Origin of the sequence: Calothrix sp. CCY 0018 (assembly GCF_963920925.1) — a bacterium.
Taxonomy (GTDB): domain Bacteria; phylum Cyanobacteriota; class Cyanobacteriia; order Cyanobacteriales; family Nostocaceae; genus Rivularia.
The window spans coordinates 96,292-122,398 of record NZ_CAWUDI010000006.1 but is presented as its reverse complement, the minus strand read 5'-3'; the positions used below and the strand labels follow the sequence as shown (position 1 = coordinate 122,398).

Here is a 26,107-nt window from a genome sequence, read left to right as displayed (position 1 = left end):
TTCTAAAGAATACTAGGCAAGATTTTTAGTACGTTTGGCGGGCATATAAGCTTAACGACATTGGTGCAAGATTTGAGATAAATACGACTGAATCAAAAATTTACTTGAGCTATTAGCCGCATCAATTAATTCCAAGGAGATTTTGACAACTAAATGAGAATGGTGCAATATCTGAATTCAAATAGAGATAAATTAATCTCAATTGTTTAAATAAAGGGAATTTTCCCCACTTTATCTATATCTTACATAATGACTTTTCAAAACAACACAAAAATGGCTGATTACGATGCAATTATTATTGGCACTGGTGCTGGTGGTGGTACTTTAGCCAGAGTTTTAGCTGCAAGTGGTAAGAAAATATTAATTTTAGAAAGAGGTAGTTTTTTACCTAAAGAAAAGGCTAATTGGAATGCAACAGAAATATTTCGCAAGGATTGTTACCGCACCCACGAAATTTGGTACGACAAACAGGGTAAACCCATTCATCCCGTAACCCATTACAACGTCGGTGGTAATACTAAATTTTACGGTAGCGCTCTGTTCAGATTGCGCGATCGCGATTTTGAAAACGTCGTGCATCATGATGGTATCTCTCCGGAATGGCCGCTAAAATACCAAGATTTCGCCGATTACTATACTCGTGCAGAGCAAATGTATGAAGTTCACGGTAAGCGCGGTTTGGACTCTACCGAACCAGAGGTAAACAGCGATTATCCATTTCCCCCCATCACCCACGAACCCTATATTCAGACAATCAACGAAAAGCTTAAAGATAAGGGTTTGCATCCATTTTATTTACCCTTGGGACTAAAGTTAAACGAAAAAAAATCATGGGCTAGCAACTGTATTCGCTGCAATACTTGCGATGGTTTTCCTTGCTTGGTTGATGGTAAAGCTGACGCTGATATCAACGGTGTACGTCCGGCGATCGATCACAGTAATGTAACTTTAATTACTCAAGCCAAAGTTATAAAATTACATACCAATCCATCGGGAACAGAGGTAAGTAGCGTAGAAGCGGATATTTTAGGAAAGCTCTATCATTTCAGCGCTAATATCGTTGTGGTTTCCTGCGGTGCGATCAATTCTGCGGTACTGTTATTGAAGTCTGCTAACGATAAACATCCGAATGGATTGGCTAATAGTTCCGATCTGGTAGGACGTAATTATATGGCGCATAAATTTGGTGTAGTAGCAGCCTTATCCAGCAAAAAAAATCATACTAACTTTCAAAAAACTATCGGTTTAAATGATTTTTATTGGGGAGAAAAAGATTTTCATTATCCAATGGGTAGCGTACAATTATTAGGCAATATTCCAGAAGAAAGGATTGAAGAGGATGCACCATTATTCATCCCCAAATTTATAGCTAAAAATATTGCCAAACATACCGTGGGATGGTTTTTGATGACAGAGGATTTACCAAACCTTAATAACCGGGTGCGGATTCATCAAGATAAAATATTTCTCGAATATACCCGTAATAACGAAGTGCCATTTCAAAGATTAATCAAGCGTTGGGTACAAGTTTTAAAATCAACTAATACCCCAGGCAATTGGCATGATTTTTCATTATATTCTGCCCAAAAACTGACTATAAAAGAAGTTGGTCATCAATGCGGTACTTGTCGCTTTGGAGAAGATGCGAAAACTTCAGTTTTAGATATTAGTTGTCGCACCCACGATGTTGATAATTTATATGTAGTCGATGGTAGCTTTTTCCCTTCTAGTGCTGCGGTTAATCCTACATTAACAATTATTGCCAATGCAATACGTGTAGGCGAACATATTTTAAAACGGTTGGGAGTAGAAAGTTAGGAGTTAAGAGTAGGGAATAGGGAATAGGGAATAGGATTTACGTAAAGCCTCCCTTTATAAGGGGGGTTGGGGGGATCTAAACGGCTGAAATACTTAATTTATCGTTGCGGTTGCGTAAATCCTGAGTCAATAACGTTTCTGTGTTTGAAATATTAAAGTAGTGCTTTCTATAACTAACATTCAGAAACTAATCTCATCTTTCTTAACTACTCCCTCTTTTATAACTATTAATTCGCATCACTTATACGGCTTTGCAATTCATTTCCGCGCTAATACAAAGAAGCTTGTAATATCATGCCAAACGCCTTTATCTGTAGCCAAACCTTCAATAATGCGGGCAAATTCAGCTTTTAATTGTTCTTTTTTTTCTATGGGAAGTTGCAATAAAGGGTTTTCAGGATGAATCCAAGTACTTCCATCGAAAATCTTCTTCGCATCATCAACCAACATATATTTACCAAATTGCTCGGTTGTAACTTCAATATTATCAAATCCAGCTTCTGTTAAAAGGTTTTCGCATTTTTGCACGGTACCTAAAGGCTCGTGTATATTCGGTAGAGAAATACCACAGTTAGAACAAGATTGAATAATTGCAGGTGTCATCAAAGAAGTTTCCGCATAAGCATTAAAAGCGACGATTCCACCTGGTTTTAGAAAACTATACCAATCTTTGAAGGCAGCAGGAATATTTTTAAAAACCATAAGAGCGGAACAACATAAAACAGCATCAAAACTATTTTCTTTAAAGTTCAGGTATTCTGCGTCTACTTCAATTAACTCAATATTTCTTGAATTTAAGGCATCAATTTTCTTTTGTGCTTGTTTGAGTAAAACAGCAGCGATATCAACTCCGACAACTTTACCCTGTATACCTACAATTTCAGCCGCAGGAATCGCAATTAAACCCGTACCAGTTGCAATATCAAGTACTTTATATCCTTTTTCTAATGGTAATAACTCTAAAAAATGATTGGCACGACGGTTTACAAAGTCACTACCATCATAATTGCTTCTAGCATTGAAGTAATCAGCTACTTGCTGCTTATATTTATTAAGTTTTGTATAATTAGACATTTACAAAATCTCTTTTATCAAGTATTTTAATTAGATTAATTAATTAATTCAAGTCTTACTATCAAATAGTTACCTTAAAGCATCTATACAGTCAGACTCAATTTGTACGGGTAAAAGCATCTACAACTGCATAAGCTAATTATTTAAACCCCATATATATACAAGACGAGGTAGTAGGAAAAGTAGGATTGTCATATATGTTGTGTTTGTATGTTCAAATTGAATACGAAATTAAATTTACTATGAAGTAACTTTAAATACATTAGTAAATGTGCTAATAAAGCATAAGACTATAGTGTCATTTTAAACAGAGCTTATATATAAATTATTTTTTTGGAGAGAGAATATGATCAAGCTGCTATCAATGGATGCTAACAACGTTATAGGTGTTTCAATCAAAGGAAATGTAAAGACTAAAGACTTTGAATTAGTGAAAAATTTTATTAGTGAAGTAGAGGTGCATTACGAGTTTTTACGGATATATGTTGAGATTCAAGGTATTGAAGGTTTTTCGCTAGAAACTTTACTGAAAGAATTAGAATTTACTTTAAGTCAGTTTCACAAATTTGAAAAAGAAGTGATAGTAATCGATCAAAAATTAATTCAAAGTCTTGAAACTATGAAAAGTTTGCTTGTTGCAGGTGTAAAAGTCAAGTGTTTTACTTTTGAAGACAGATGCGAAGCACGTTGTTGGATATTGAATTGATTTAGTCTTATTCTTATTTAATCTTTATGTGCAACGACAAAAAAAGTTGTCTTATCATTCCAAACACCTTTATCTGTAGCTAAGTTTTCAATAGCTGCCTCATATTCTGCTTTACAATGTTTTAATTCTATCTGTGAAAGTTCTTTTAAAGGATTACTTCGAGGATGAAACCAATTCCCATTCCAGGATTTCGCATCATTAAGGCTAATGTAACTACCAAATTGTTGGGTAGTGATAGAAATTCTTTGAAAACCAACTTTTTGTAATAAATCACGGCATTTTTCGGGAGTACCCAAAGGTGCATTAATATTTGGTAGAGAAATTCCGCAAGCTGCTTCACAAGCTTGAATAATAATTGGTGTCATAAAAGATGTTTCTGAAAAACAAGAGAAAGCCAACGCACCGCCTTTATTAAGAAAACGATACCATTTTTGTAGGTTGTTCGGAATATCACTCAACCAGACGAAAGCGGAAGAACAAAAAATTGCGTCAAAACTTTTATCTTCAAAGTTTACATAATCCGCATCAGCTTCAATCAATTCAATATTTTGCAAACCAGCTTGCTCAATCTTTTCTCGTGCTTGATTTAGCATAGTAGAAGAGATATCCACACCGACTACTTTTCCTTGATTGCCGATGATTTCGGCAGCTGCCATTGCCACAATTCCGGTACCAGTTGCGACATCTAATATTTTCTGTCCTTTCTGAAGCTGTACTAAATCCACTAAAGCAAGCGCTAAACGAAAGCGGAAATCATCATCATACTTAGTTCGTTGATTGAAAAAATCAGTTACCTGCTGTTTATACTGTTTCTCGTATTGGGAATTATTCACGATTTTTTATCCCTGTGTTGGTTAAAGCTAAATATAAACAGCAAGCAATATAGTTGTCTTCTGAAAACTTGCTCCGAAGTATATTGAAATCTTGCAATCAATTATGATTTATTTGTGACGTATCGTTTTTACCATAATCTCGTGATGCGTTACGGCAATTTCAAAATTGTAATCTCCAACAAAATTATTCGCGCCGTAACACACCCTACAAATAAATTATTCGTAACGTATTGTTATTATCATAATTTTGCGGTGCGTTAGGGCAATTTCAAAATTGATTTTTATACGCTCTGGGTGTAATTCCCATATGCTTACGAAACAAAACAGTAAAATTAGTTTGGCTGGAGCAACCAATATTTAATGCTATGTCAACTAAAGGTAATTTAGTATAGGCAAGTAAATACTTTGCTCGTTTAATCCGACATTGAATAATATATTGATGTGGAGAGATACCCATTGAATTTTTAAACCAGCGACAAAAATTATAAGAACTCATACTTACTAAAATTGCAAGCTCCTTTAAACTTAACTTCAGCGCTAAATTGTCATGGATGTAATCAATTACTTGCTGTAATTGTTGCTGGGAAAGTTGAATTTCGGATTTAGTAATTTTTATATTAACTGAAGAATAATTTTTCAGAATACGAATAGCTAAAGCAGTTGCAATTGATTCAGCAAAAATATTACCAGATGGACATCTTGCCGTAATTTCTCCCTTCAAAGCCATTCCCAAATGGAAAATTTGCGAATCATCAACACCTCGCTGGGGAATAATTTCAATAGAATCGCAATCAATGGAATCACCGTATACTTTATGAAAAAGATTTGAATTAAGAGATATTAATAAAAAATCAACATCTTCAAACCAGCGTGCTTGAGTTGGAACACTTTTAGGAGTAATACCAATTACACCTTTTCTCATTTGAGTAGTATGTAGTTTTCCTCCTGCTAAACGCCAATCTATTTGATAACTACTACCAAGTTGAATAGCAATGCTATGTTGCTGCAAACAAATTTCCGGAGATTCAAAAGCTGGTAAATGATGTTGCTCAACTGAAATATCTTCCCAACTTGAAGCACCCGAAATAATTGGAGGTTTGTAAGCAACGGGAATTAGATTTCCGCTTACAACTTCAATCGCTGAAAGTCTTTCGGATTCCATTCTTAAAACTCAACTCCTAACTCTTAACTGCTCACTGCTCACGGTTATTAGTTTAAAGCGAAAGTGTACCAAGTAAATAGGTAATCGGTAATGGGTAATTGGTAAGGGCAAGAAGCTGATTTTACTGCATTTCTATTTAACTGCCCGGATAAAAAATATCGGCGCATCGCACCAAACGCCTTTTTCTGTTGTTGGTAGATTCCGCATTTCTCTAGCATATTCAGCTTTACATTGCTCTAATTTATCTGCTGAAAGCTGAAATACTTGATAGCCGAAAACGTTTTTTGAATTTCCCCGCCAACTACCTTCAATTGCGCTATCATCTATCTGAAAATACCAACCAAACTGCTCGGTTTCTATCTGAATATCTCTCAAACCTATTTCGCGTAATAATTTATTGCGTCTTTCAGTTGTTCCCATCGGCGCGTTAGGATTGGGAATATTTATACCATACCTGCCTGCAACTTCTCTGAATAAAACAGAAGGTGGGAAAGCGTTTTCCTCCCAGACATTAAAGGCTACAAATCCATCTTTTTTGATTAATCTATGCCAATTTCGCAAAGCTGCGGGAATATCGGTTAAATAACAAACAGCTAAAGAACATAATACAGCATCAAAACTATTGTCGCTAAATAAGACAGTTTCCGCATCTGCTTCGATAAATTCAACATTTTGCAAATTAGTTTCAGCTAACTTTTGTTTGGCATTGTTTAACATTCCCGCAGAGATATCAACACCGATAACCTTTCCTTGGCTCCCAACTTTTTGGGCAGCATTCAACGCAACTATACCGGTACCCGTCGCTATATCTAATATTTTTTGTCCGTTTTGTAAATTCGCAAATTCAATTAACCGATTGGCAATCGCTTGATAAAATCTACCATTATCGTAATTAGTTCTGGAATTAAAGTCGGTTAATAGCTGTTGTTTGTAAGCTGTTTTATCGTTGGTTGACATTAGAATTTATATTAAACTTAAAATTAAACTTAAAATCCGAATTCTCTCTATTTTATCTTGCTCAGAGGATCTTTCAAAAGTATCCTTCTTAACTCAATTATTGCTTCGATCCCCCCTTCCCCCCTTAAAAAGGGGGGTTAAAGTCCCCCTTTCTAAGGGGGATTTAGGGGGATCTCGAAAATCGGTCTTATTTGTGACTTCCCCGCGCATCCTCTCAGCGCCTCTGCGGTTTAATATCTTTACCATAAATTATCGTCGGTGCATGACGCGATCAAAATTTTCTCCAACGTCACACACTAGGCTGTTGACTTTGTACCTTTTTAGAGGTTAAAAATTCATGCAAAAAACGTGTTCTTATTAAAGATAAATCCCTCTCCCCCAACCCCTCTCCCAAACTTGGGAGAGGGGTGCCCTTCAGGGCGGGGTGAGGGCGGGAGATGGTGTGGCATAAAAGCTGTATGAATTTTAAGCGCGGAAATCCTATCAAAGTCAACACCCTAGTCACACACCCTACACCTAAATAATCCAAAATCTAAAACAAAAGCATCCGTTGTTAAAATCTAAAATCCTTTGACTTGCTTCAACTCCAAATCCCTTGCAAAAATCTCATCAATCGCCAACATTTCGCCGTCAACTGTCATAAATTTATGATCTTTAGTTGCTCTAATTATCGAACCATCTTCTAATTCGTATTCAAAAACTTCTTGCATTCCGCGATTGTGCCATTGTGCGATGGGTTGACTATAAACATTCCCATTTTGATCGACGCTAAACACGGTACATTCAATTTTATTTTCAACTATTTTACCTATTGGCATCAAACCATATTCTTCAGTTAAAACTTCGGTGTCGTAACTCAAGCAATATTCAGCAAATTTAATCATCTGATCGAATAATGCTTCAGCAATTTGTTTGCTAACACCATTTTTTGCAGAACCATCAATAAAAATTTCGCGATGTTTCTGCATTTCTGATACTTTCTTTTTACCCATCGCACGCCGCAGCAAATCGGCTTGTCCCAAGGAATAACCAGCCATGTCTTGAGCAATTTTCATGATTTGCTCTTGATAAACCATAATTCCGTAAGTTTCATCAAGAATCGGTTCTAAAACATTGGCTTGGTATGCTATTTGTTCTCTACCGTGTTTTCTATCGATAAAGTGAGGAATTAATCCTGCGTCTAATGGTCCCGGTCGATAAAGCGCTAAAATTGAGGAAATATCTTCTATATTGGAAGGTTTCAAATCTCTTACAATTTGCCGCATTCCTGAAGATTCTAATTGAAATATTCCTTCTAATTCTCCTGCTTCTAATAATTCATAAGTCTTTCTGACATCGTTAGGAAGTTTAGCTGTTTCCCCACCTCTCGCTAATACTTTTTGGGCTTTTCTTTCGTGAGCAGTTATCTCGTAGGGATCTATTCTTCTGCCACCAATTTTTTTTTGGATTAAATCGATGGTTTTATCAATCATGGTTAGGTTTCTTAAACCCAAAAAGTCCATTTTTAACAAACCCATCGATTCTATATCTTCCATGTAATATTGGGTAATTACAGAACCATCGTTATTCCTTTGTAATGGTACAATTTCATCTAAAGGTTCCGCTGAAATTACCACACCCGCAGCATGAACTCCGAAGGTTTTGTTGGTTCCTTCGATACGAATTGCCATATCTATCCAGTGTTTCACCGCTGGATCGTTATCGTATCTTTCTTTAAATTCCGGTTCCGGCGTATCGTCGGCAATCATCTTTTTCAACTTAGCCGGTTTACCCCTAGCTACGGGAATCAATTTCGCCATTTTATCGGCTTCCCCGTAAGGAATATCTAACACCCTAGCAACATCTTTTAATACAGATTTGGAAGTCAATCTGTTAAAAGTAATAATTTGAGCAACCTTATCTTCCCCATATTGACTAGTTACATAATCAATAACTTTATCACGACTTTCTATACAAAAATCCGTATCAATATCAGGCATGGATTTTCTTTCTGGATTCAAGAAACGCTCGAATAACAATCCATGATGTACGGGGTCAATATTGGTAATTCCCATCGAGTATGCTACCAAAGAACCAGCCGCCGAACCTCTTCCCGGTCCCACGGGAATGTTATTGTCACGAGCAAATTTGATATAGTCCCACACAACTAAAAAGTATTCAGAAAAACCCATCTCCTGAATCATTTTTAATTCATATTTCAGCCTTTCTTTATAGGTATTATCTATCTCGTTACGAGATTTCCGATTTAACTTGTCTAAAAGTCCCTGCCATGTTACTTCTTCTACAAAAGTATCGGCTGTATGACCGGATGGAATCGGAAAATGAGGAGTTCTAGGTGGACTTAAAATTTTATAGGGTTCAATTTTATCGGCAACTTCTAACGTATTTGTAACAGCTTCTTCTATTACATCTTCCGGTAAATGGTCGCGGAATAACTGCTTCATTTCCTCGGCAGATTTCAGATATTCCGTACCGCTGTAACGCATTCTTTTATCTTCAAAAATCTTCTTCCCAGTTTGGATGCACAACAAAGCATCGTGGGCTTCTACATCGTTACAAGAAATATAGTGAGAATCGTTTGTTGCTATCAGCTTAATTCCTAATTCCCGCGCAATTTTGACAATTTCTACATTTACAACTCGGTCTTCTTGAGAACCGTGGTCTTGAATTTCTAAATAATAATCTTCACCAAATACATCTTGATACCATTTAGCCACTGTTCGTGCTGCATCCGGTCTACCGCTCATTATCGCTTGGGGTATTTCTCCACCCAAACAAGCGCTGGTAACAATTAAATCTTCGTGATACTGCTTTAATAATTCCTTATTTATACAGGGACGCGAAAAAATCCCCTTACCCTGCACCCCTTCTAAATGAGATATAGTAGTTAACTTAGTTAAATTTTTATAACCCCGAGTATTCTTCGCTAAAACAACCTGATGGTAACGAGGACGGCGTTCCTGTTTCGTGATATCGCCGTTAATAATATACATTTCATTGCCGATAATCGGCTTAAAATTCTTTTTCTGACAAATTTTAATTAACTCAACAGCACCATACATCACCCCGTGATCGGTTAAGGCGATCGCCTCCATTCCCAATTCGATGGCGCGATCGATCAAAGGAGGCAACTGAGACGCACCATCAAGCAAACTGTAATCGCTATGAATGTGTAAAGGGACGAAGGACATAGGCTTTCAACCTTTCTCAAACACCGTAAGTGTTATCCAGAGTAACGCAGGAATGTCATATACACTATAGTTTGTTGGCGATAAATATATTAAATTTCGTATCCGCATTGAAATTGTGACCTGATTCATTTCCCAATGCCCCATCCCCTATTCCCAATTCCCATTATTTAAAGATTTCTTAAAGTCCATCAGCATATCCTCAGTGTTGTTTGTGGTAATTATTACTTTTTTAGCAGAAAATAAATGTATGAATAGTTTGATTGTTTTTAAGTAATCTACCTAAAAGACATCAAATTCAGCCTCAAATTATCGGTTATATTCTGGATAAAGTTATCAAAATCAAAAGAAATCCAGGGTAAAAAATATTGCTAATAGAAGTTTTTGAATACTTAACTAAGATTCCCTTCGCGAGCTTATCCCCACAAAAAAGCCCCATCCTTGGGATGAGGCGATTTTATCAGGCTGAAAGTAAAATTAAAATGTTGGAAACCCAAAAACGAAAATTAGCCTATTCAAATAAAATTTTGTTAACTCGTAACTCATAAATCTTTCCCGAAGCGCCATAAAACCATCCTAAGAAGACAGAATTAGCTTATGCACCGCCTCTGGATTGCCCCTTAGCATCGCATTCTCTGCCCCAACAGCGCTCTAAAAGCTCTATTCTGTAAACGTAGGCAAAGGTATGGGGATTTAATATAAGTTTTTCATTAAACAATGGTTGGTTGAGATACTGCCAAAAAGGGAACTTTAGTTTGTTTTTGTTTTTTTCTGGATTCATAACAAGAGCCAATAATTTAAACCGTTGTTTGGATAGCAGGCATTTTTTTAAATGCTACTAGTTATTTAATAGTTAAACCTTACACAATCTGTATACAGTTGACCTGCGAACAATTGCGGAAACATGAATCGCTGACAGAGCCACTTACAACACCTTTATACATAATAGAACTTCCATTATTTTGCGGTTGCCAGAAAATAATTGTATGTATATTAAGCAACATAGCTAGTGGTGACTAGGGAATAGGGAATAGGGAACAGGGAACAGTGACCAGTTAACTGTTCATGTAGTGGTATGGTATTGTCCGGATTAATTTGTAAAACCTTGCCCACATAAAAGTGCCCTCCCCTGGAATCAGGAAAGGGTTGGGGAGGGGAGACAAGGGGATGGGGAGATCGCACAGCCACTGCGTTGGGCGGGTTCCCCGACTTGTAGCAAGTGGCGCAACCCGGAGGGGGAGATGGGGAGAAGGAGAAATATAAACTTTCTAACTCCTAACTCCTAACTGCTAACTGCTAACTGTTAATAATGGTTTCCAGCTTTGCGACGGTGGATAGCAGTTACTGTATCTGCTTGCAATAATTTACCATTGTCAACTGTTGCATATATTACCCAGTGGTCGCCGCATTCCATACGCTTGCTTGCAGAACATTCGATGTAGGCTATACCATCGGTGAGGATGATGCCACCATTATCAGCTGATGTTGTGGGGAAACTGGAAAAACGATCTTCACCGGGAGCAAAAGTTTTGCGGAAGTGCTTAACGTAATCTTGTTGATTGTCTTCACCGATAATATTTAAAACAAACTTACTTCCAGGATAAAGCAGCGTTTCAACCGCTCTATCTTTGGCGATCGCTAAACTAATTCCTGGCGGATCGAATGTAGCTTGCGACACCCAACTACCCAACATTCCGGTGGTAACTTCTCCCTGTTTGGCTGTAAGTACGCAAACAGAACCAACGATACGTCCAACGGCTTGTTCCATTGGAGTTGCAGTGGGTTGAGGTATACGTAGTTTGCGGGCTTTTCTCAAGGTTTGAGCAAAGTCGGTTGCTGTTTCTTCGCATTCTTTAAGGGTTTTATCAGATGGTTTGAATCTAGCTTTAAAGGTATCGAAGCCAAATTGAAATCCTGCATCCCTTAGCTTGCCTTCAATTAAATCGAATGCTTCGCCACTCCAACCGTAGGAGCCAAATACGCCAGCAAGTTTACCAGTATCACCAACTGAAAGAACAATACCCAAAGCAGTATGAATCGGAGTAGGAGCGTTACCGCCGATGGTAGGAGAGCCGATGATAAAACCATCCGACTTTTCAATGGCAGTGCGGATATCATCTGGGTCGGCAAATTCGCAGTTAATAGACTCAACAGCTACCCCACCTTTAGTTAAACCCAAGCCAAATGCTTGAGCTAAAGTTGAAGTATTACCGTAAGCTGAAGCGTAAAGTAAGGCAACGGTAACTTCGCGTTCTGTTTGAGAAACGCTCCACTGTTGGTAAGCCTTATTGAGTTCAATCAAACCATAGCGTACCAAAGAACCGTGAACCGTAGCATACATTCTCACCGGAATTTCGGAAATTTTTTCCAAAGCCGCTTTGACATGATGTGCATGGGGAGCCATCAAGCAGTCAAAATAATAGCGCTGATCTTCTTTTAAAATATCCCAGTCTTCATCAAATACTTCTTCACCGCAGACATGGGCACCAAATAGTTTATTTGAGTAGAGAACTTGGGTTTGTGGGTCGTAAGTAGCAAGTCCGGTAGGCCAGCGCGGACTCGGAATCGGAATACCTTTTAAAACGTGTCCCTTACCCAAATCGAGAGTTTCCTTACCCCGCATTTCTATAACTTTGAGGTTTGGGCCAAAAGCCTTACGTAGATTAGCAGCACCAGGAACAGAAGCCACAAATGTTAGCTGAGGTGCCCGTTCTAGAATTGCTTTAAGAGTAGCGACGCGATTGGGATTAAAATGTCCAACAATCACATAATCTAACTCTTGCAAATCTAGAACACTCTGCAAAGCCTCGATATAAATATGAGTAAAAGTTTCCGGAGGAGGATCGATAATTGCAGTTTTATCACCTTCAATTAAATAGCAATTAGAAGTACTACCCTTAGCCAATGCATATTCAATTTCAAATCGTAAGCGCGTCCAACTGCGAGCTTTAATCAACTTAGTATCGGTCGCAATCGGGGCGATCTGCATATCGCGGGGATTGGAATTGTTCATAATATCGATGGAAAAAATAACTTGTTTAAGAATCAAAAGATTAATCAAAAAAAAAAGAACGTAGATGCCTATTTGCAATTTAATAAATAGATGAAGAAATTAAAGTTCGTAGTAAGGACTTTAGTCCTCGGATTTAGGACTAAAGTCGGCACGTAGAACAATTGCTAACCCCTAATTAATAGTAGGTTCCAACTTTACGATGGCGAACTGCTGTGACTCCATCGGGGTCAGAAATACGACCATCGGAAACGATACAGTACAATAATGTGTGGTCGCTACATTCCATGCTGGTCTTGACTTCACATTCCATGTATGCTAATGCATCTGAAAGAATGGGGCTACCGTTTTTAGCTGTTTGAGTTTTCACTCCTTCAAATCGGTCAACACCGGGAAGTAAGCGCTTGAGGAAATGCTTTTTGAGGTCTTGATAGTTTCCTTCTTCAAGCACGTTGAGGACGAAATTATCGCCTATCTGTAGTGAAGATTCAATTCCTCGCTCTTTAGCAATAGCTACGGTAAATCCTAAAGGCTGTAAGCTTGCTTGAGCAATCCAGGAAGCAACCATTGCACCTTTAATGTCACCTTTTTTAGTGGTAACAACATAAAGTCCGTTGCTAATCCGACCTAATGCTTTTTCTAAGTCGGCATCGATTGACTTGAGATGCTTGATGTTACGTTCGCGTACTAGCAACTGTCCCATTTCGTTACCAGCTTCGTCAGCTGCTCGAAATACATCGTTTTGTGGTTCTTCTTTGATGCGGATTGCTTCAAAGCCTTCTCTTACACCATGTTCGAGGAATTTTCTCCGTAAGGTGTCGATAGGTTCGTCATCTCCACCGTATGACTCATAGAGTCCGATGACTTGCTTATTTTTCACTACTGCTAACAGAGAACTGATCGCAGCTTGTGCCGCAGTATTATGAGAAGGAGGCATACCGATGATGATACCTGCCGCTCTACCTGCTAATTCTTGGATTTCTTGGAGATCGGTGCTAGCTAAATCCAACATCTCCACACCAACGCCGGTTTTTTGGATACCGTGCCCAATTGATTGCGCTAAGCGATCGCAATATCCGTATTCCGCTACGTAGTACAAACCAATGATTGTTTCGGTTTTGGCTTGTTTTTGACTCCAAGTTTGATAACACTCTTTGAGCGTATCCAAGTTGTGATAAAGTAATGGCCCGTGCCCGTTAGCAATAATTTTTATTTTGCCCAAATCGTTCATTCTCTTCATTGCATTCAATAAAGAGCGAGCATTTGGCCCCATCAAACAATCGTAGTAAAACTTGAAGTCAGGTTCGATTGCCTCTAAATTGACATCAAAGGTATCGTCACTGCAATAGTGCATACCAAAAGCGTCGCAAGTAAAGAGGGTTTGAGTCTTCTTGTCGAAACTGAAGATAGTATCGGGCCAGTGTAAATTAGGCGCACTTACAAATTCGAGTTCGTGTCCGTCACCTAAATCTACAGTATCACCAGTCTTAACAATTCGCTTAGAAAACGGATCGTGTACCAAGTTTTCCAGAAACTGTAAAGCAACCTTAGAAGCTAATACAGTTGCTCTAGGAGCAATTTGCAGCACATCCTCCACTAAACCACTGTGATCGGGTTCAGTGTGGTTGACAATTATGTAATCAATCTCCTTGGGATTAATTAAGCTCTTGAGAGTTTCTAAATATTGTTCCCGAAACTTGCCGTGAGACGTATCAACCAAAGCTGTACGCTCGCCGCGAATTAGATAAGAGTTGTAAGTTGTACCGTTTTGCAATCCAAACTCAATATCAAAGCGATCGCGATCCCAATCGAGACTACGAATCGCCGTTGTGTTTGGAGCAATTTCAACAGTTTGTATAGTAAGACGTTTTTGTGCGTTCTCGTTGACCGCTACCATATATATAAATCCGAAGACAGTTTTTGTTTACTTTTCTGTCTTTATTTTTCCCATAAAAACTTTTGTAAAGTTGTCAAAAACTTTATATTCTCGAAAAAATTTTTTGTAGCAGATGTTGCTGTTTTTCAGCAGTTTCAAATCGCTGAAAGACGGTATAGTAATTTATTTTTTTATTTACTTGTTTATTTACTTTTTTCAAAACGGATTATATCAGGAAACTTAAATTTTTAAAAATAAAAGGTATTGTGAAAGCCGTAATTATCATGTGGTGATTAACGGTAATAGGGCATGGTTATTAGATTTTGTTGAGCTTTTTCAATTAAAAGATTGAACTTCTGTTAAGTACTATTACACATTAAGAAAAGTGGGGTTAAGTAGATTGTCTAATTTATTTTTTAGTCCTATTAATCTGATATTTTGCACCATTCTCAAGAAGCCCAAATTCCCGCCTCGTAAGCCGGAGGCTTTCTCGCAGAGAAATAAATTTCAAGGCTAATATACGAAGTACGTTAAAACGTACTATAATCACCTCAAAACCATACCCAGTCTGATTTATCAGACTTTGTATATAAGCCTTGGAATTAATTCCAAGGCGGTTGTTGAAAATGGTGCAAGATGTGAAATTTATAGAACTTTCGCTATTAGACCAAGATTTACAACCCCGGTTGGGTATGCAATATTACACCACAAAACAAATATGACGAGTTGGTAAATATCATTTTGAATAAACCTTTATTTCAACGTGATGTTGATTCACGTTTATTCGATACATACATCGTAAAGGCTCAAATCTTGTTCATCAGCAATTATTCGACATTTAAGTTTTGATAATTGGTCAATCATGCTACTACGTAATCCATTTCGAGAAAGATTGAGAGTGTGTAAGCAATTAAGTATAGAAGATTCGCTCAAATCAATATTTTCTACACTTGTTAAATAACCGAAAAAGGACTAAAGTCGGCACGTAGAACTGTTTGTTACCAATTACCAATTACACATTACCCATTCACTGTTCCCAATTCTTTCCTCTTTCAACAGCACGCAGCCAAGTAGCATAGTTTTGTTGAATCTCTTGAATATGATTAGAATCAAGATTCGGCTCAAATACTTTTTCTATAGTTCTTTGACTGATTAATTCTGCATAATCATTCCATAAACCGATTGTTAAACCGGCAGCGAATGCAATACCTTGTACTGTAGTATCTCGCATCACTGGTTGTTCGATGGGAATTCCTAATAAATCGGCTTGAAACTGCATTAAAAAATTATTGTTGGAAGCACCACCATCTACAGTTAACTTTCCGATAGAAATGTTACTAAATGTATTGATTGCGTCTACAACTTCTTTTACCTGATAAGCAATTGCTTCCAATACAGAACGAACCATATGTTCTCTGGTGACACCGGCGGTAATTCCTAGAAAAGAACCTCTAGCGCTCATATCCCAATGAGGTGCGCCTAATCCGCTCAATGCAGGTACAAAGTATACTCCACCGTTGTCGTTGACTTGAGTTGCTATAGTCTCAGTTTGAGCGGCTGTTTCAATTAATTGCATACCATCGCGCAACCATTGGATACAAGCCCCACTAGTAAACATACTGCCTTCAAGAGCATAGTTAATATCTAAAGAACCATCTTGATTTAGTTGAGTCCAAGCCACCGTACTCAAAACCTGACTTTGCGATCGCGCTATTTCTTTTCCAGTATGAGCAACTAAAAAGCTACCAGTACCGTAAGTGCATTTCATTAAGCCGGGAGCATTGCAACCATGACCGAATAAAGACGCTTGTTGGTCGCCTAAAATAGCAGTAATCGGAATTTCGACTTCGAGTAAAGCTTTATCAATAACTCCAAAATGACCAAAGCTGGGCTGAATCTGGGGTAAAATATGACGAGGAATTTTAAATAAATCTAATAGCCTTTCATCCCAATCGCAAGTTTCCAAATTCATCAACATTGTGCGACTGGCATTGCTGTGATCGGTTGCATGAACTTTTCTGCCGGTAAGATTCCACAGCACCCAAGTATCGATTGTTCCAGCCAAAACATTATTTAGTTCAACTCCTGCAACAGAATCTAATAGCCAAGAAAGTTTTGTTGCAGAAAAATAAGCATCAATAACTAACCCAGTACGTTGATAAATCTCCTGTGCCAAACCTTGATTTTGTAACTCATTGCAAAGGGGAGCAGTGCGTCTATCTTGCCATACAATTGCTTTTTGTAAAGGTTTTCCGGTGTTTTTATCCCACAATAAACAAGTTTCTCGCTGGTTGGTTAAACCAATAGCAGCTATTTGTGAAGGGGAAATTTGTGCTTTTTCAACAGCACTTTGCATTACCGAAATCGTCGCTTCCCAGATTTCTACCGCATCATGTTCCAACCATCCCGGTTGGGGATAATATTGTTTGAGTTCGAGGTATGCTTGCCCAACAATTTGACTGTTAAAATCAAACACAAAAGCACGATTACCCGTAGTGCCTAAATCTAAAGCCAGAATGTAACCTGGTTGATTTGTATTGCCCCTACTCTGGATCATATTTTTTTACTGCCAGCAAAGCCTATATAATCATGCCATAGAAAAGGGAGTAGGAACTAGAAAGTAGAAACTGGTAAATAGAAGAAGCGAGAGAATCAAATTTCACATCTATATATATAGTTATATTCAAACCGAGGAATCGGAATTCTGGGTTTGATGGCATTTGAGTTGGGAAATGGACAATGCAAGTCTTTGGTTATGTTTATAACGTGGTTGATTTGGTGCCTGAGTTTCCCTCATCCCCTAGCCCCTTCTCCCAATTCTGGGAGAAGGGGGACAAGTGGTAATATTGCAAAACGAAATGGGCAAACTAAGTGAGATAGTTTAAATCAGATATCTCATGAACAAATCATTCCCCAGAATTCGAGGAACTACACCTGAAATTGAAGAGGCTGCGATAGAATTACGCCGCGAATTTACGCCAACAGAAAAGCAACTTTGGCAAGCTTTGAGGGCTAGAAAAATAGGTGGTTTTAAATTTCGCCGCCAGCATCCGCTAGGACGTTTTATTCTTGACTTTTACTGCGCTAAGTGCAAGCTAGTTATCGAAGTAGATGGAGAAATTCATCATAATCGGCAAGACTACGATACGGAAAGGACGAAATACCTACAAAGCTACGGTTATACAATTTTGCGTTTCCAGAATCACGAGGTTATACAAAATTTAGAACAGGTATTGCAGCAAGTTTTGCAAACAGCATTAAGGCTTTCTTCACCAGATTAGTTTGTTTATATCAAATCCCCCCCTTCTCTCAAACTTGGGAGAAGGGGTTAGGGGATGAGGGAGAGTTTACAAAACCAACCAATTGATTCGATTAAAAAGATATGGCTCTTCATTACATAGTATGCTAAATTATGAGCAAGAAATCGCTGCAACACTTACTATGCAAAGACTTTGACTATTATTTACTTGATTTCTTCCTAAAATCGTTTTTTTCCCTTCTGCCTACAGCAAAGCTGCCTTCTGCCTTTTTACGATTATTTAGTTAGCATACCAAGTGCTGAAGAACCAAAGATATTTATCGATCAACACAGTCAAATCAGCAGGTTAACGACACTATTGGATTAAGGCTTTCCTCACCAGATTAGTTTGTTTAGACTCAAATCCCCCTTCTCTCAAACTTGGGAGAAAGGGTTAGGGGATGAGGGAGAGTTTACAAAACCAACAAATTGATTCGATTCAAAAGATATTATTTGATCAACGCAGTCAAATCAGCAGGTTAACAATACTCCGCCCATTAACGCTTGAGCGCTCTTCTTAGTTTGTTTAAACTCAAATCCCCCTTCTCTCAAACTTGGGAGAAGGGGTTAGGGGATGAGGGAGAGTTTACAAAAACCAACCAAAAAAAACTATTCTTCAAACAATGGACGTAACTGGATTCGAACCAGTGACCTCTACGATGTCAACGTAGCGCTCTAACCAACTGAGCTATACGTCCGAAGCTATATTTGTATAACATACATTCTGCAATGAATGCAAGTTTTTTGGATAATTGGTTTTCTGCACAAACCTCTTTAGAGACGTAAAATTATGACCTTGCGGTCACGCTACGCTAATACGTCTCTACATACATTATCAGTTGTTTATGTTTATTCTTTCAGTTGCTTCTGGATCGATGATATTAGTTCTTGCGCTCTTTTATAAGATGTTGTTCCAGACTGTACGGTTTTCAATTTACTGACAATTGTCTGTAATCTGGCTTTGTACTGGTTAAGCTCGGATGGGGGATTGGCAATAAACCTTTCAATTTGCACTTCAGCTTGATTGAGGATTTTCTGCGATTCTCTTTCTGCTTGCAGTCGAGTTTGAATAATTCCTTGGTTGCTTTGATATTTAGCTAGTAGTTTCTGGGCTTCTAGATAATTGGGATTTGTTGCGTCAATATTTCGCAACCGCTTGATTGCTTCTAACCACAGCTTTTCAACTTGCTCCCATTTATAAGTTGGATGGGGTGGATTTTGCGATGCTTGTGCTGCTTGCATGGCAAATACTTTCGCTGCTTCAATTAAATTACCCGAAACTCCACTTTTCCCATCTTTAGCAATTATTTTGGCTAAATCGGGTTGGGAAACTGCAATTATAGTCAGAGCTTTTTTACCAGCTAAGGTTTGTCTGGGAATTTGCAGTAAGGTAATCATTGCGGTTTGCATCTGAGCGATCGCCTTTTTTTTGTCTCCAGTATTTTTAGCTTCTTCATATTGCTGCTTAGCAACTTTTAAAGTTTCTTCTGCTTGCTTTACCGACTCAAAAGCATTTTTTTCTTGAAAGGCTTGGGCATCTATCCGCGCAACTCGACGACGTGCTGTTTCAAATTCATCAACAGTAAATTCCCAAGTACATTCAAATAAACCGCAATAAACTTGGGGATAATAACCTAAAAGTTGAGTTGGTAAATCATCTAAACTTCGTTGTGCTTGTTTAACTTTTTCACTACTTTGCTTAATGTCTTCTAAACTAGTAGCATTATTTATCAATCTATCTGCTTGTTCAATAGCACCGATCGCTTCACGATAGCCGTTATCCATACTGATGTAAGAAGGTAGAAGTAGAAATGGTGCTTTTTCAGCTACGGGTTTGCGAATCATAGGCAATGGTAAATTAACTAACCATATTGCACCGCCAATACTAGCTACAACTATTGCCACCCATTTCAAATCGCTGAAAATTCCCGGTGGTTGATTGGCTTTAACAGCTTTTCTGATCGCTTTTTCGCTAAAATCTGGAAATACATCCACAACTAATAAGAGTAATTCCTCAAAAGTTATGGGAGAACCTTTTTCTTTACGAAGCTTTTCAAAACGCTTAGCGACAATTTGTCTTTCTTTTCTACCGATATCATTATTAGAACCACAATTGAGCAACTCCGAGCGCAAAATTTTAAAAGCGGAATCATTAAGACGATACATGATTTTATGGTTGATTTAAAAGGTTGAGTTGAAAGGTTGAGTTGAAATCTTGAATCTTAAAAGTGAGGAGTTATTTAAAATCCCCGAATAAACGCTATTTTTTTTGAGCTATTTTCTCGTAATAACGCTAATACTACATATTTGAGCCTCCGCACGTAATATCTCAAATGCATTGCTATCTAGACGGTACATCCAATCACCCTGTTACTCTTACTATGATTATTCCCATCTGTGAGAGAAAAATTACAGTACGACGATGGAGAGTTAGAAGTTAGGAATTAGGAGTCAGTTAACTGTTCACTGTTCCCTACTCCCTACTCCCTACTCCCTGCTATCTGACTTTGGATAGGTCAAACTCTATGCCAATTGTTGCTAGCATCTGTAGGGTAGCTAACAAAATTATTATTAATAAAAATGCCTACAGCCTTAATTACTGGCGCTTCTGGTGGTATCGGTAAATGTTTTGCTCAGAAACTTGCAGCAAAAAATACAAATCTGATTATCGTTGCTCGCTCGGAAGATAAGCTTAATGCTCTTGCTCAAGAGTTACAGGAGCAATACAAGATTCAAGTAGATGTGATTGTCAAAGACTTATCTCAAATATCAGCACCTCAAGAAGTCTTCGATGCTGTTCAAGCTAAAGGATTGAGCGTTGATATATTGATTAACAACGCTGGCTTTGGTGACTATGGTGAATTTGTTCAGACAGATTGCGATCGCCAAATTCAAATGATTCAGTTAAATAATATTGCGGTAGTAGCTTTAACTCACAAATTTCTACCACAAATGCGCGAAAGAGGTTCGGGAAGCATTATCAATGTCTCGTCAATTGCAGCATATCAACCAATCCCATATCTTTCAGTTTACGCAGCCACTAAAGCTTTCATTCGCAGTTTCAGCGAAGCATTATGGGCAGAAAATCGTCAGCATGGGGTAAAGATTTTAGTAGTTTCTCCGGGACCTACAGAAACTAATTTTTACACTGAAGCTAACTTTCCTCCCGCATTAGCACGCACCGCTAAAAGTATGTCTACGTCCGAAGAAGTAGTCGATCAAGCCTTGAAAGCTTTAGAACAAGGAAACGCAGCCGTAGTAGTTGGTGGAATTGCATCCAAGTTTATCACCGGATTATCTTCTGTAATTCCCAGAGAAACTTTACTTAATGTATTAGAAAAACAGTTTAAGGGTTAAGGAATTGGGCCGCAGGGCATAGGGAATAAATTGTAGGTTGGGTTAGACACGAAAACAATATTGAAAAATAACAATAAAATTTATAAATCGTGTCGTAACCCAACATCAATATTTAGAAAAACATGAATAATTGAATTAAATTAATTTGTAGGGTGTGTTATCGCGGAGCGTAACGCACCTTAACTCAAAATATTTTACAAATCACCATTCACAACGGAGCATCATTAATAAGTTGCTCGGTAGAATCAATCAAATAAACTTGAGATTGACGCTGTTCCCTAACTGCAATCAAAGAATCAATAATTGGATTCAAACAGCGTTGTGCATCTTTATATCCTTGCTGTTTTAACTTCCTAATTCGCTGACTGCTGAAATCTAACCAGCTATCCACTACACCAACAACCGGAATTTCTGATTTATTAATCGTTTTTTCTGGTCTAATTTCAATAATTGTTTGTTCGGGAAAATCATCGCGATTCCACACAGAACCATTTTTTAAATGAATCACAATCACGTTTTTACATCCACGTTTTGCTAAAGCTGTTAGCGGTACATTATCAACCAAACCACCATCAATATAATTTTTTCCGTTAACTTCTCGACTGGGAAATGCAAGCGGAAGTGCTGCACTTGCTAATAGTAAATTATAAATAGTTTCATCATCCAAACAATCTTGTAAACAAAGCCAACAAGCACCAGCACCAGTTTTAGCACGAATCAAATCAATCAATAAATCGTAACCCAAACCGGGAATTTTTAAAGAAGGAAATACCGTCACCCATAATTCAATATTTTTTCGTAAAGTATTAGGATGAACCGCTTGTTTTAAAAGTTGTTCGATGGGTTCGGGGTCAAAAATAGAGGTATTATTTTTCTTTAATCCTTGTTTAATTAAGAAATCGACTAACCAGTGTCTTAAATTGGGAGTAAAAGCTAGAGTAGCGTAGCTAAAAGTTTGTAGAATTGTACCTGTATGAGGACGTAATATTTCTGCTTTTCCTAACTCTTCCCAAAATTGATTTAAACGTTCTACGGCATGGGGAAACGGGTAATAAGAAGATAAAACCGCACCATTTAAAGCACCGATACTTGTTCCAGCAATGATTTGTGGTTGCAATCCTAATTCTGCAATATATCGAACAGCACCAGCTTGATAAGCACCTTTAGCACCACCACCAGTTAATACAAGTCCGAATTCCGGTTGATTTGATTTCATTAAATTATTTTATTTTGTTCAATTTGTAACACACTTGCAAACCTAACCCCCTAACCCCCTTCCCTGCAAGGGAATGGGGAATATTAAAGCCTCTCTCCTCATAGGAGAGAGGTTTGGAGAGAGGTCAAAATGTAGTTTATTTACCTGAAATTATTCTTAAACAATCATTCGCAGTTTCTTCCACCACAGCAGTAATAAATTCCCTCGCATCGCTGGTACGAGATATATACTTAATTTGATTCCGACAAAGCGAAACTGCAATTTGTCCGGGTTTTGCTGTTTGTGGAAGAGTTGCTAATTCGAGAGTTGTACCAATAATAAATAAATGAGGAATATCAAATAAACGTTGCTGCGAGAAAGAACGAATTTCTAATAAACTTGCTGTTAATTCCTTATCATCTTCCGTCATTGAAGTAGAGGAACAATCTAATAAATCACCGATTCCAAAAAAGCTGCTGGTTAATTGTTTCTCTGTCGCAATAATTTTATTAACTAGCAATTCCCGAAAACGTTGGGTATCTCCCGTTTCCAATTCGTAGATAATAACAGCACTGCTGAAAATTTCCCTTGCGAGTAAAGCAACTTGTATAACCCAAGGTAAATTATGATAAGTTTGTCCAGCAGCCCAAGCAGTAATTATTCTGTCTAAATCTTCGTTTGCAGCAACTCGTATTTCTAATTGACGCAATCTTGTTTCGATATTGTTGATACGAATATTGATTTGTTCTACAAGTTGATCGAATCTCTCTTCTTGTACTTGTAAACTTTGTTTTTGATTACGGATAGCGTTACGTGCTTCTAATAAAGATTTTTGGGTAACTTCCAAAGCAACTTGAGAAACTTTGAGAGAATCAGTAAGCTCTAAAACCCAATTGTGTAAAGCTTCTTGACCTGCAATAATGTTTCCATCAAGTAATATTTTGCGTTTGTTATTGCTACCGTCGAGTTTATCGAATAACTTTCCGAAGAAACCGCGATTTTTGCGATAGCGGATAATGTCTTTATTAACTTGAATTCCGTTGACTAAGTTAATTAAAGCTTTGTCGCTGACGGTGGGAATGCGGTTTTGCAGTTGTGAGAGATGGTTGGTAGAAGGGCTGATTTTATTATTAGCTAATTTCGTTAGAGGAAAAATACTTTGCATTATTTATCCTCCATTAAGTCTTTTGTGCGTTGTAAATAAGTATCTGTTTCTCGAAGCTTTTTGGCAGACTCTGAAGATAAAAAATTCAAATTAGAAGTTAATTGAGATTTCTTCTCAACCTCTATTTTTTGGTCTTCTTGTGCTTGTTTTAAAGTTTCGCAGTAATTAGTTAAATAGTTGTCGAGATTATTAAATAAGTTATTAACACGCTGTTTGAAATCACAGTCTAAATATTGCTCGACACCTTTACTAATATTATCAATGTTCTCTTCAATTAAATTATTAGATTGATTAATAATTTCTTGAAGCGATACAGTATAATATCTCTCTTCTTTATCTGGTCGTTTAACTCTTATTGTTTCTTTCTTCGGAACTATCCATAACCAATGAGAAAACTTTCTTTTTTTAACTACTTTTGTCTCATATCCTTGGTCTATCAATCTGGTTTCATAATTAATATTTGTTTGAGGATTAGTAAGAGTCAGGCTATCAAATTTTAATTTAGGTAGTGACAAACTAATGTTAAAGCTTTCATTGAGCCTTTTTTGTGCCCGTTCAATTATTGGTTGCGTTTCATATTCTAAAGAATCAGTTAATTTTCGGCGTGCATATTCAATTTCTTTTTGGAAGTTTATACGAATTTCTTCTAGTAACGGCTCTATCACATTATACTTTGCCGAAGCAATAGCTTCTTCCACAAAATCTTCTGCTTCACTTAAGCTTGTAAATTCAATTACACCTTGACTACTTAAATTGATTTCACCGTGTCTAAATGGTTTAGAAGCCCAATTAAAAAAACTTTGGAAAGCCATACCTCCCTTTTTTATAATATCCGCACGTTGATATTTCTCTTCAGTGAAGTATATTTCAATAGATTTTGTAGCTCGTTTCTCTAATTTTTGAAAAATTTTATCTAATTTTCTCTCTAAATCGGCTTTAATTTTATCTACTACTTCTAAACGATTACGACATTCTTCTAAAGACTCTAAATCTTGTTCTAACGCTCCTAATTCAAACCTGAGTTTTTCTTCATCTTGAACAATAGCACTACTCCGAAGCTGTACATCATTATTCAACTCACTTAAATAATGACTTGCTATTTGTAGCGTTGACTTCATACACCTTGGTGCAGCTTCTCTCATTAAAGCAGCGATCGCACCATTCAAAAACGGCTCGAAACCTGACTTTTTCCACAGTCTTTCGGCTTTCCGCTTCAATTCGTCAATTGTCGCATCTTCTAATTCTTCTTCCCAATCAATTCCATATACTTCCTGAGCTAAAGCACGTACTGTGTTCATTTCACTAACTTTTTTATCAGGAGACTGCTGTAATTCCATCAAAAAAGTAGCAGAAGTAAACGCACGTCTAGCAGAAATTTCAAAGACTCGGTTTTTATCCCCAGTTTCACCAATCCCAAACTCAGCAGCAACAAAATCCTTAACTTGTTGTGGATTCATATCGCCATCACGGCGCTGATCGACTTTATTAACCAAGACATACAGGTTATCTTTTCCCCGTAACTTGATAACTCTTTGAACGTCTTGTTTAACTTTTTCAGCGGCTTCGTTTTTTAATTGAGTAAAATCTAAAACAATTAAAACTATCGAACTTTTAGCAAGTTGTTCGGCTACAACTGCTTGAAGTCGTAAATTTTCTCCAGCTTCATTTGGTCCCGGAGTATCAACAATTACCAGTTTTCCTTGAGTTTTAGATTCTTGATTATCTCCTACAGAACGCCAAAATGGTGTTTTAATAAGAGGAACATCTTCAAGATTTTGAATTGGATCTGATTGCGGATCTAATATGCTGCAAAGCCTAACAATATCATTCAAACTAGTTAAAGTATGAGCAATATTTGTACTTCCTTCAGACTTACGAGGTATTGACTCACCAACTTTTAATTCCTGAATTAACTCAGGCATCTCTTGCAAAATAGGATAGTTAGCAAGTCTTTCTTTTACTCTTTCCAAACCCTGCTCATTAATCCGATCTCGTAAGGAAACTAAAGTATTTTTAAAAACAGCTAAAACTTCAGGACTTAAAGTTAAAACAGGTTTATCTAACTCAGCATCAAAAATAATTTCAGTAGGAAGCGTAGTCATTGCAGAATTGCGACTGGGGAGAATATCTTGTCCCGCAACTGCATTAACAATAGTTGATTTACCGGCTTTCATTGGAGCAACAATAGCCATTCTCAACTCCAAGTTTTCAACCTTGCTGGTTTCGTTTCTTATTTGTTTTTCAAAGTCCGCATACTTGTTATCAACGTCATCAGAACTAAGTGCATTACTCGCACGGTTCATTAAATCGCTAATTTGCCCTAATAACTCAATAACGTCTTGCTGTAAGTCTTGTACGTTAGGAGTAAGTACTTCAGCGACCATAATATTTTATCCTATAAATGAAATGTAAATTAAAATTAATTTAATTGAATTGAATTAAAAAGAATTAATTCACATTCATTTTTG

16 protein-coding genes and 1 tRNA gene are annotated in these 26,107 nt (G+C 37.4%); 4 read left to right on the top strand and 13 right to left on the bottom strand.

Annotated features, from left to right (window positions below; genetic code table 11):
- Positions 1-273: 273 nt before the first annotated feature.
- Entirely contained in the window at positions 274-1,818 is a 1,545-nt protein-coding gene (locus tag ACM03V_RS06350) for a GMC oxidoreductase (RefSeq protein ID WP_414619915.1), read from the top strand.
- A gap of 258 nt (positions 1,819-2,076) precedes the next feature.
- Here ACM03V_RS06350 and ACM03V_RS06345 read toward each other — a convergent pair whose 3' ends face one another.
- Positions 2,077-2,892, bottom strand: coding sequence for a methyltransferase domain-containing protein (locus tag ACM03V_RS06345; protein WP_414619914.1), 816 nt, complete (start codon positions 2,890-2,892; stop codon positions 2,077-2,079).
- A gap of 346 nt (positions 2,893-3,238) precedes the next feature.
- On the opposite strand from ACM03V_RS06345, the gene ACM03V_RS06340 reads away from it, so the two are divergent.
- Complete coding sequence (locus ACM03V_RS06340; protein ID WP_414619913.1) at positions 3,239-3,598, top strand: STAS/SEC14 domain-containing protein; 360 nt, start codon at positions 3,239-3,241, stop codon at positions 3,596-3,598.
- 17 nt (positions 3,599-3,615) lie between these two features.
- Here the strand turns inward: ACM03V_RS06340 and ACM03V_RS06335 are convergent, their stop codons facing one another.
- The 7 genes from ACM03V_RS06335 to glpK all read right to left on the bottom strand — a co-directional run bounded on the left by ACM03V_RS06335 (position 3,616) and on the right by glpK (position 17,181).
- Complete coding sequence (locus tag ACM03V_RS06335) at positions 3,616-4,431, bottom strand: class I SAM-dependent methyltransferase (protein WP_414619912.1); 816 nt, start codon at positions 4,429-4,431, stop codon at positions 3,616-3,618.
- Between the two features lie 268 nt (positions 4,432-4,699).
- Positions 4,700-5,593, bottom strand: a complete 894-nt coding sequence (locus tag ACM03V_RS06330; protein ID WP_414619911.1) for a helix-turn-helix domain-containing protein — start codon at positions 5,591-5,593, stop codon at positions 4,700-4,702.
- 132 nt (positions 5,594-5,725) lie between these two features.
- On the bottom strand, positions 5,726-6,550 hold the full coding sequence (locus tag ACM03V_RS06325) for a class I SAM-dependent methyltransferase (protein WP_414619910.1): 825 nt from the start codon (positions 6,548-6,550) through the stop codon (positions 5,726-5,728).
- A gap of 560 nt (positions 6,551-7,110) precedes the next feature.
- The gene (locus tag ACM03V_RS06320) at positions 7,111-9,741 is read right to left on the bottom strand and encodes a DNA polymerase III subunit alpha (protein WP_414619909.1); all 2,631 of its coding nucleotides are present in this window, start codon (positions 9,739-9,741) and stop codon (positions 7,111-7,113) included.
- 1,300 nt (positions 9,742-11,041) lie between these two features.
- Positions 11,042-12,751 carry a diflavin flavoprotein gene (locus ACM03V_RS06315; RefSeq protein ID WP_414619908.1) on the bottom strand — a complete coding sequence of 570 codons (1,710 nt, stop codon included), beginning with the start codon at positions 12,749-12,751 and terminating at the stop codon, positions 11,042-11,044.
- Between the two features lie 175 nt (positions 12,752-12,926).
- The gene (locus ACM03V_RS06310) at positions 12,927-14,645 is read right to left on the bottom strand and encodes a diflavin flavoprotein (RefSeq protein ID WP_414619907.1); all 1,719 of its coding nucleotides are present in this window, start codon (positions 14,643-14,645) and stop codon (positions 12,927-12,929) included.
- Positions 14,646-15,651: 1,006 nt separating this feature from the next.
- Complete coding sequence (glpK, locus tag ACM03V_RS06305; protein WP_414619906.1) at positions 15,652-17,181, bottom strand: glycerol kinase GlpK; 1,530 nt, start codon at positions 17,179-17,181, stop codon at positions 15,652-15,654.
- A 340-nt stretch (positions 17,182-17,521) separates the two neighbouring features.
- Here glpK and ACM03V_RS06300 point away from each other — a divergent pair, with 340 nt between their 5' ends.
- On the top strand, positions 17,522-17,905 hold the full coding sequence (locus tag ACM03V_RS06300) for an endonuclease domain-containing protein (protein ID WP_414619905.1): 384 nt from the start codon (positions 17,522-17,524) through the stop codon (positions 17,903-17,905).
- 641 nt (positions 17,906-18,546) lie between these two features.
- On the opposite strand, the gene ACM03V_RS06295 is transcribed toward ACM03V_RS06300, so the two are convergent.
- Both ACM03V_RS06295 and ACM03V_RS06290 read right to left on the bottom strand, forming a co-directional pair.
- Positions 18,547-18,620 (bottom strand) — tRNA-Val (locus tag ACM03V_RS06295).
- A gap of 151 nt (positions 18,621-18,771) precedes the next feature.
- On the bottom strand, positions 18,772-20,088 hold the full coding sequence (locus tag ACM03V_RS06290; RefSeq protein ID WP_414619904.1) for a hypothetical protein: 1,317 nt from the start codon (positions 20,086-20,088) through the stop codon (positions 18,772-18,774).
- Between the two features lie 414 nt (positions 20,089-20,502).
- On the opposite strand from ACM03V_RS06290, the gene ACM03V_RS06285 reads away from it, so the two are divergent.
- Positions 20,503-21,279, top strand: coding sequence for an SDR family NAD(P)-dependent oxidoreductase (locus ACM03V_RS06285; RefSeq protein WP_414619903.1), 777 nt, complete (start codon positions 20,503-20,505; stop codon positions 21,277-21,279).
- A gap of 208 nt (positions 21,280-21,487) precedes the next feature.
- On the opposite strand, the gene ACM03V_RS06280 is transcribed toward ACM03V_RS06285, so the two are convergent.
- The 3 genes from ACM03V_RS06280 to ACM03V_RS06270 all read right to left on the bottom strand — a co-directional run bounded on the left by ACM03V_RS06280 (position 21,488) and on the right by ACM03V_RS06270 (position 26,023).
- Complete coding sequence (locus tag ACM03V_RS06280; RefSeq protein ID WP_414619902.1) at positions 21,488-22,495, bottom strand: patatin-like phospholipase family protein; 1,008 nt, start codon at positions 22,493-22,495, stop codon at positions 21,488-21,490.
- A gap of 136 nt (positions 22,496-22,631) precedes the next feature.
- On the bottom strand, positions 22,632-23,639 hold the full coding sequence (locus tag ACM03V_RS06275; protein ID WP_414619901.1) for a diguanylate cyclase regulator RdcB family protein: 1,008 nt from the start codon (positions 23,637-23,639) through the stop codon (positions 22,632-22,634).
- Entirely contained in the window at positions 23,639-26,023 is a 2,385-nt protein-coding gene (locus ACM03V_RS06270) for a dynamin family protein (protein ID WP_414619900.1), read from the bottom strand. The genes ACM03V_RS06275 and ACM03V_RS06270 overlap by 1 nt, the downstream gene beginning before the upstream one ends.
- Positions 26,024-26,107: the final 84 nt, after the last annotated feature.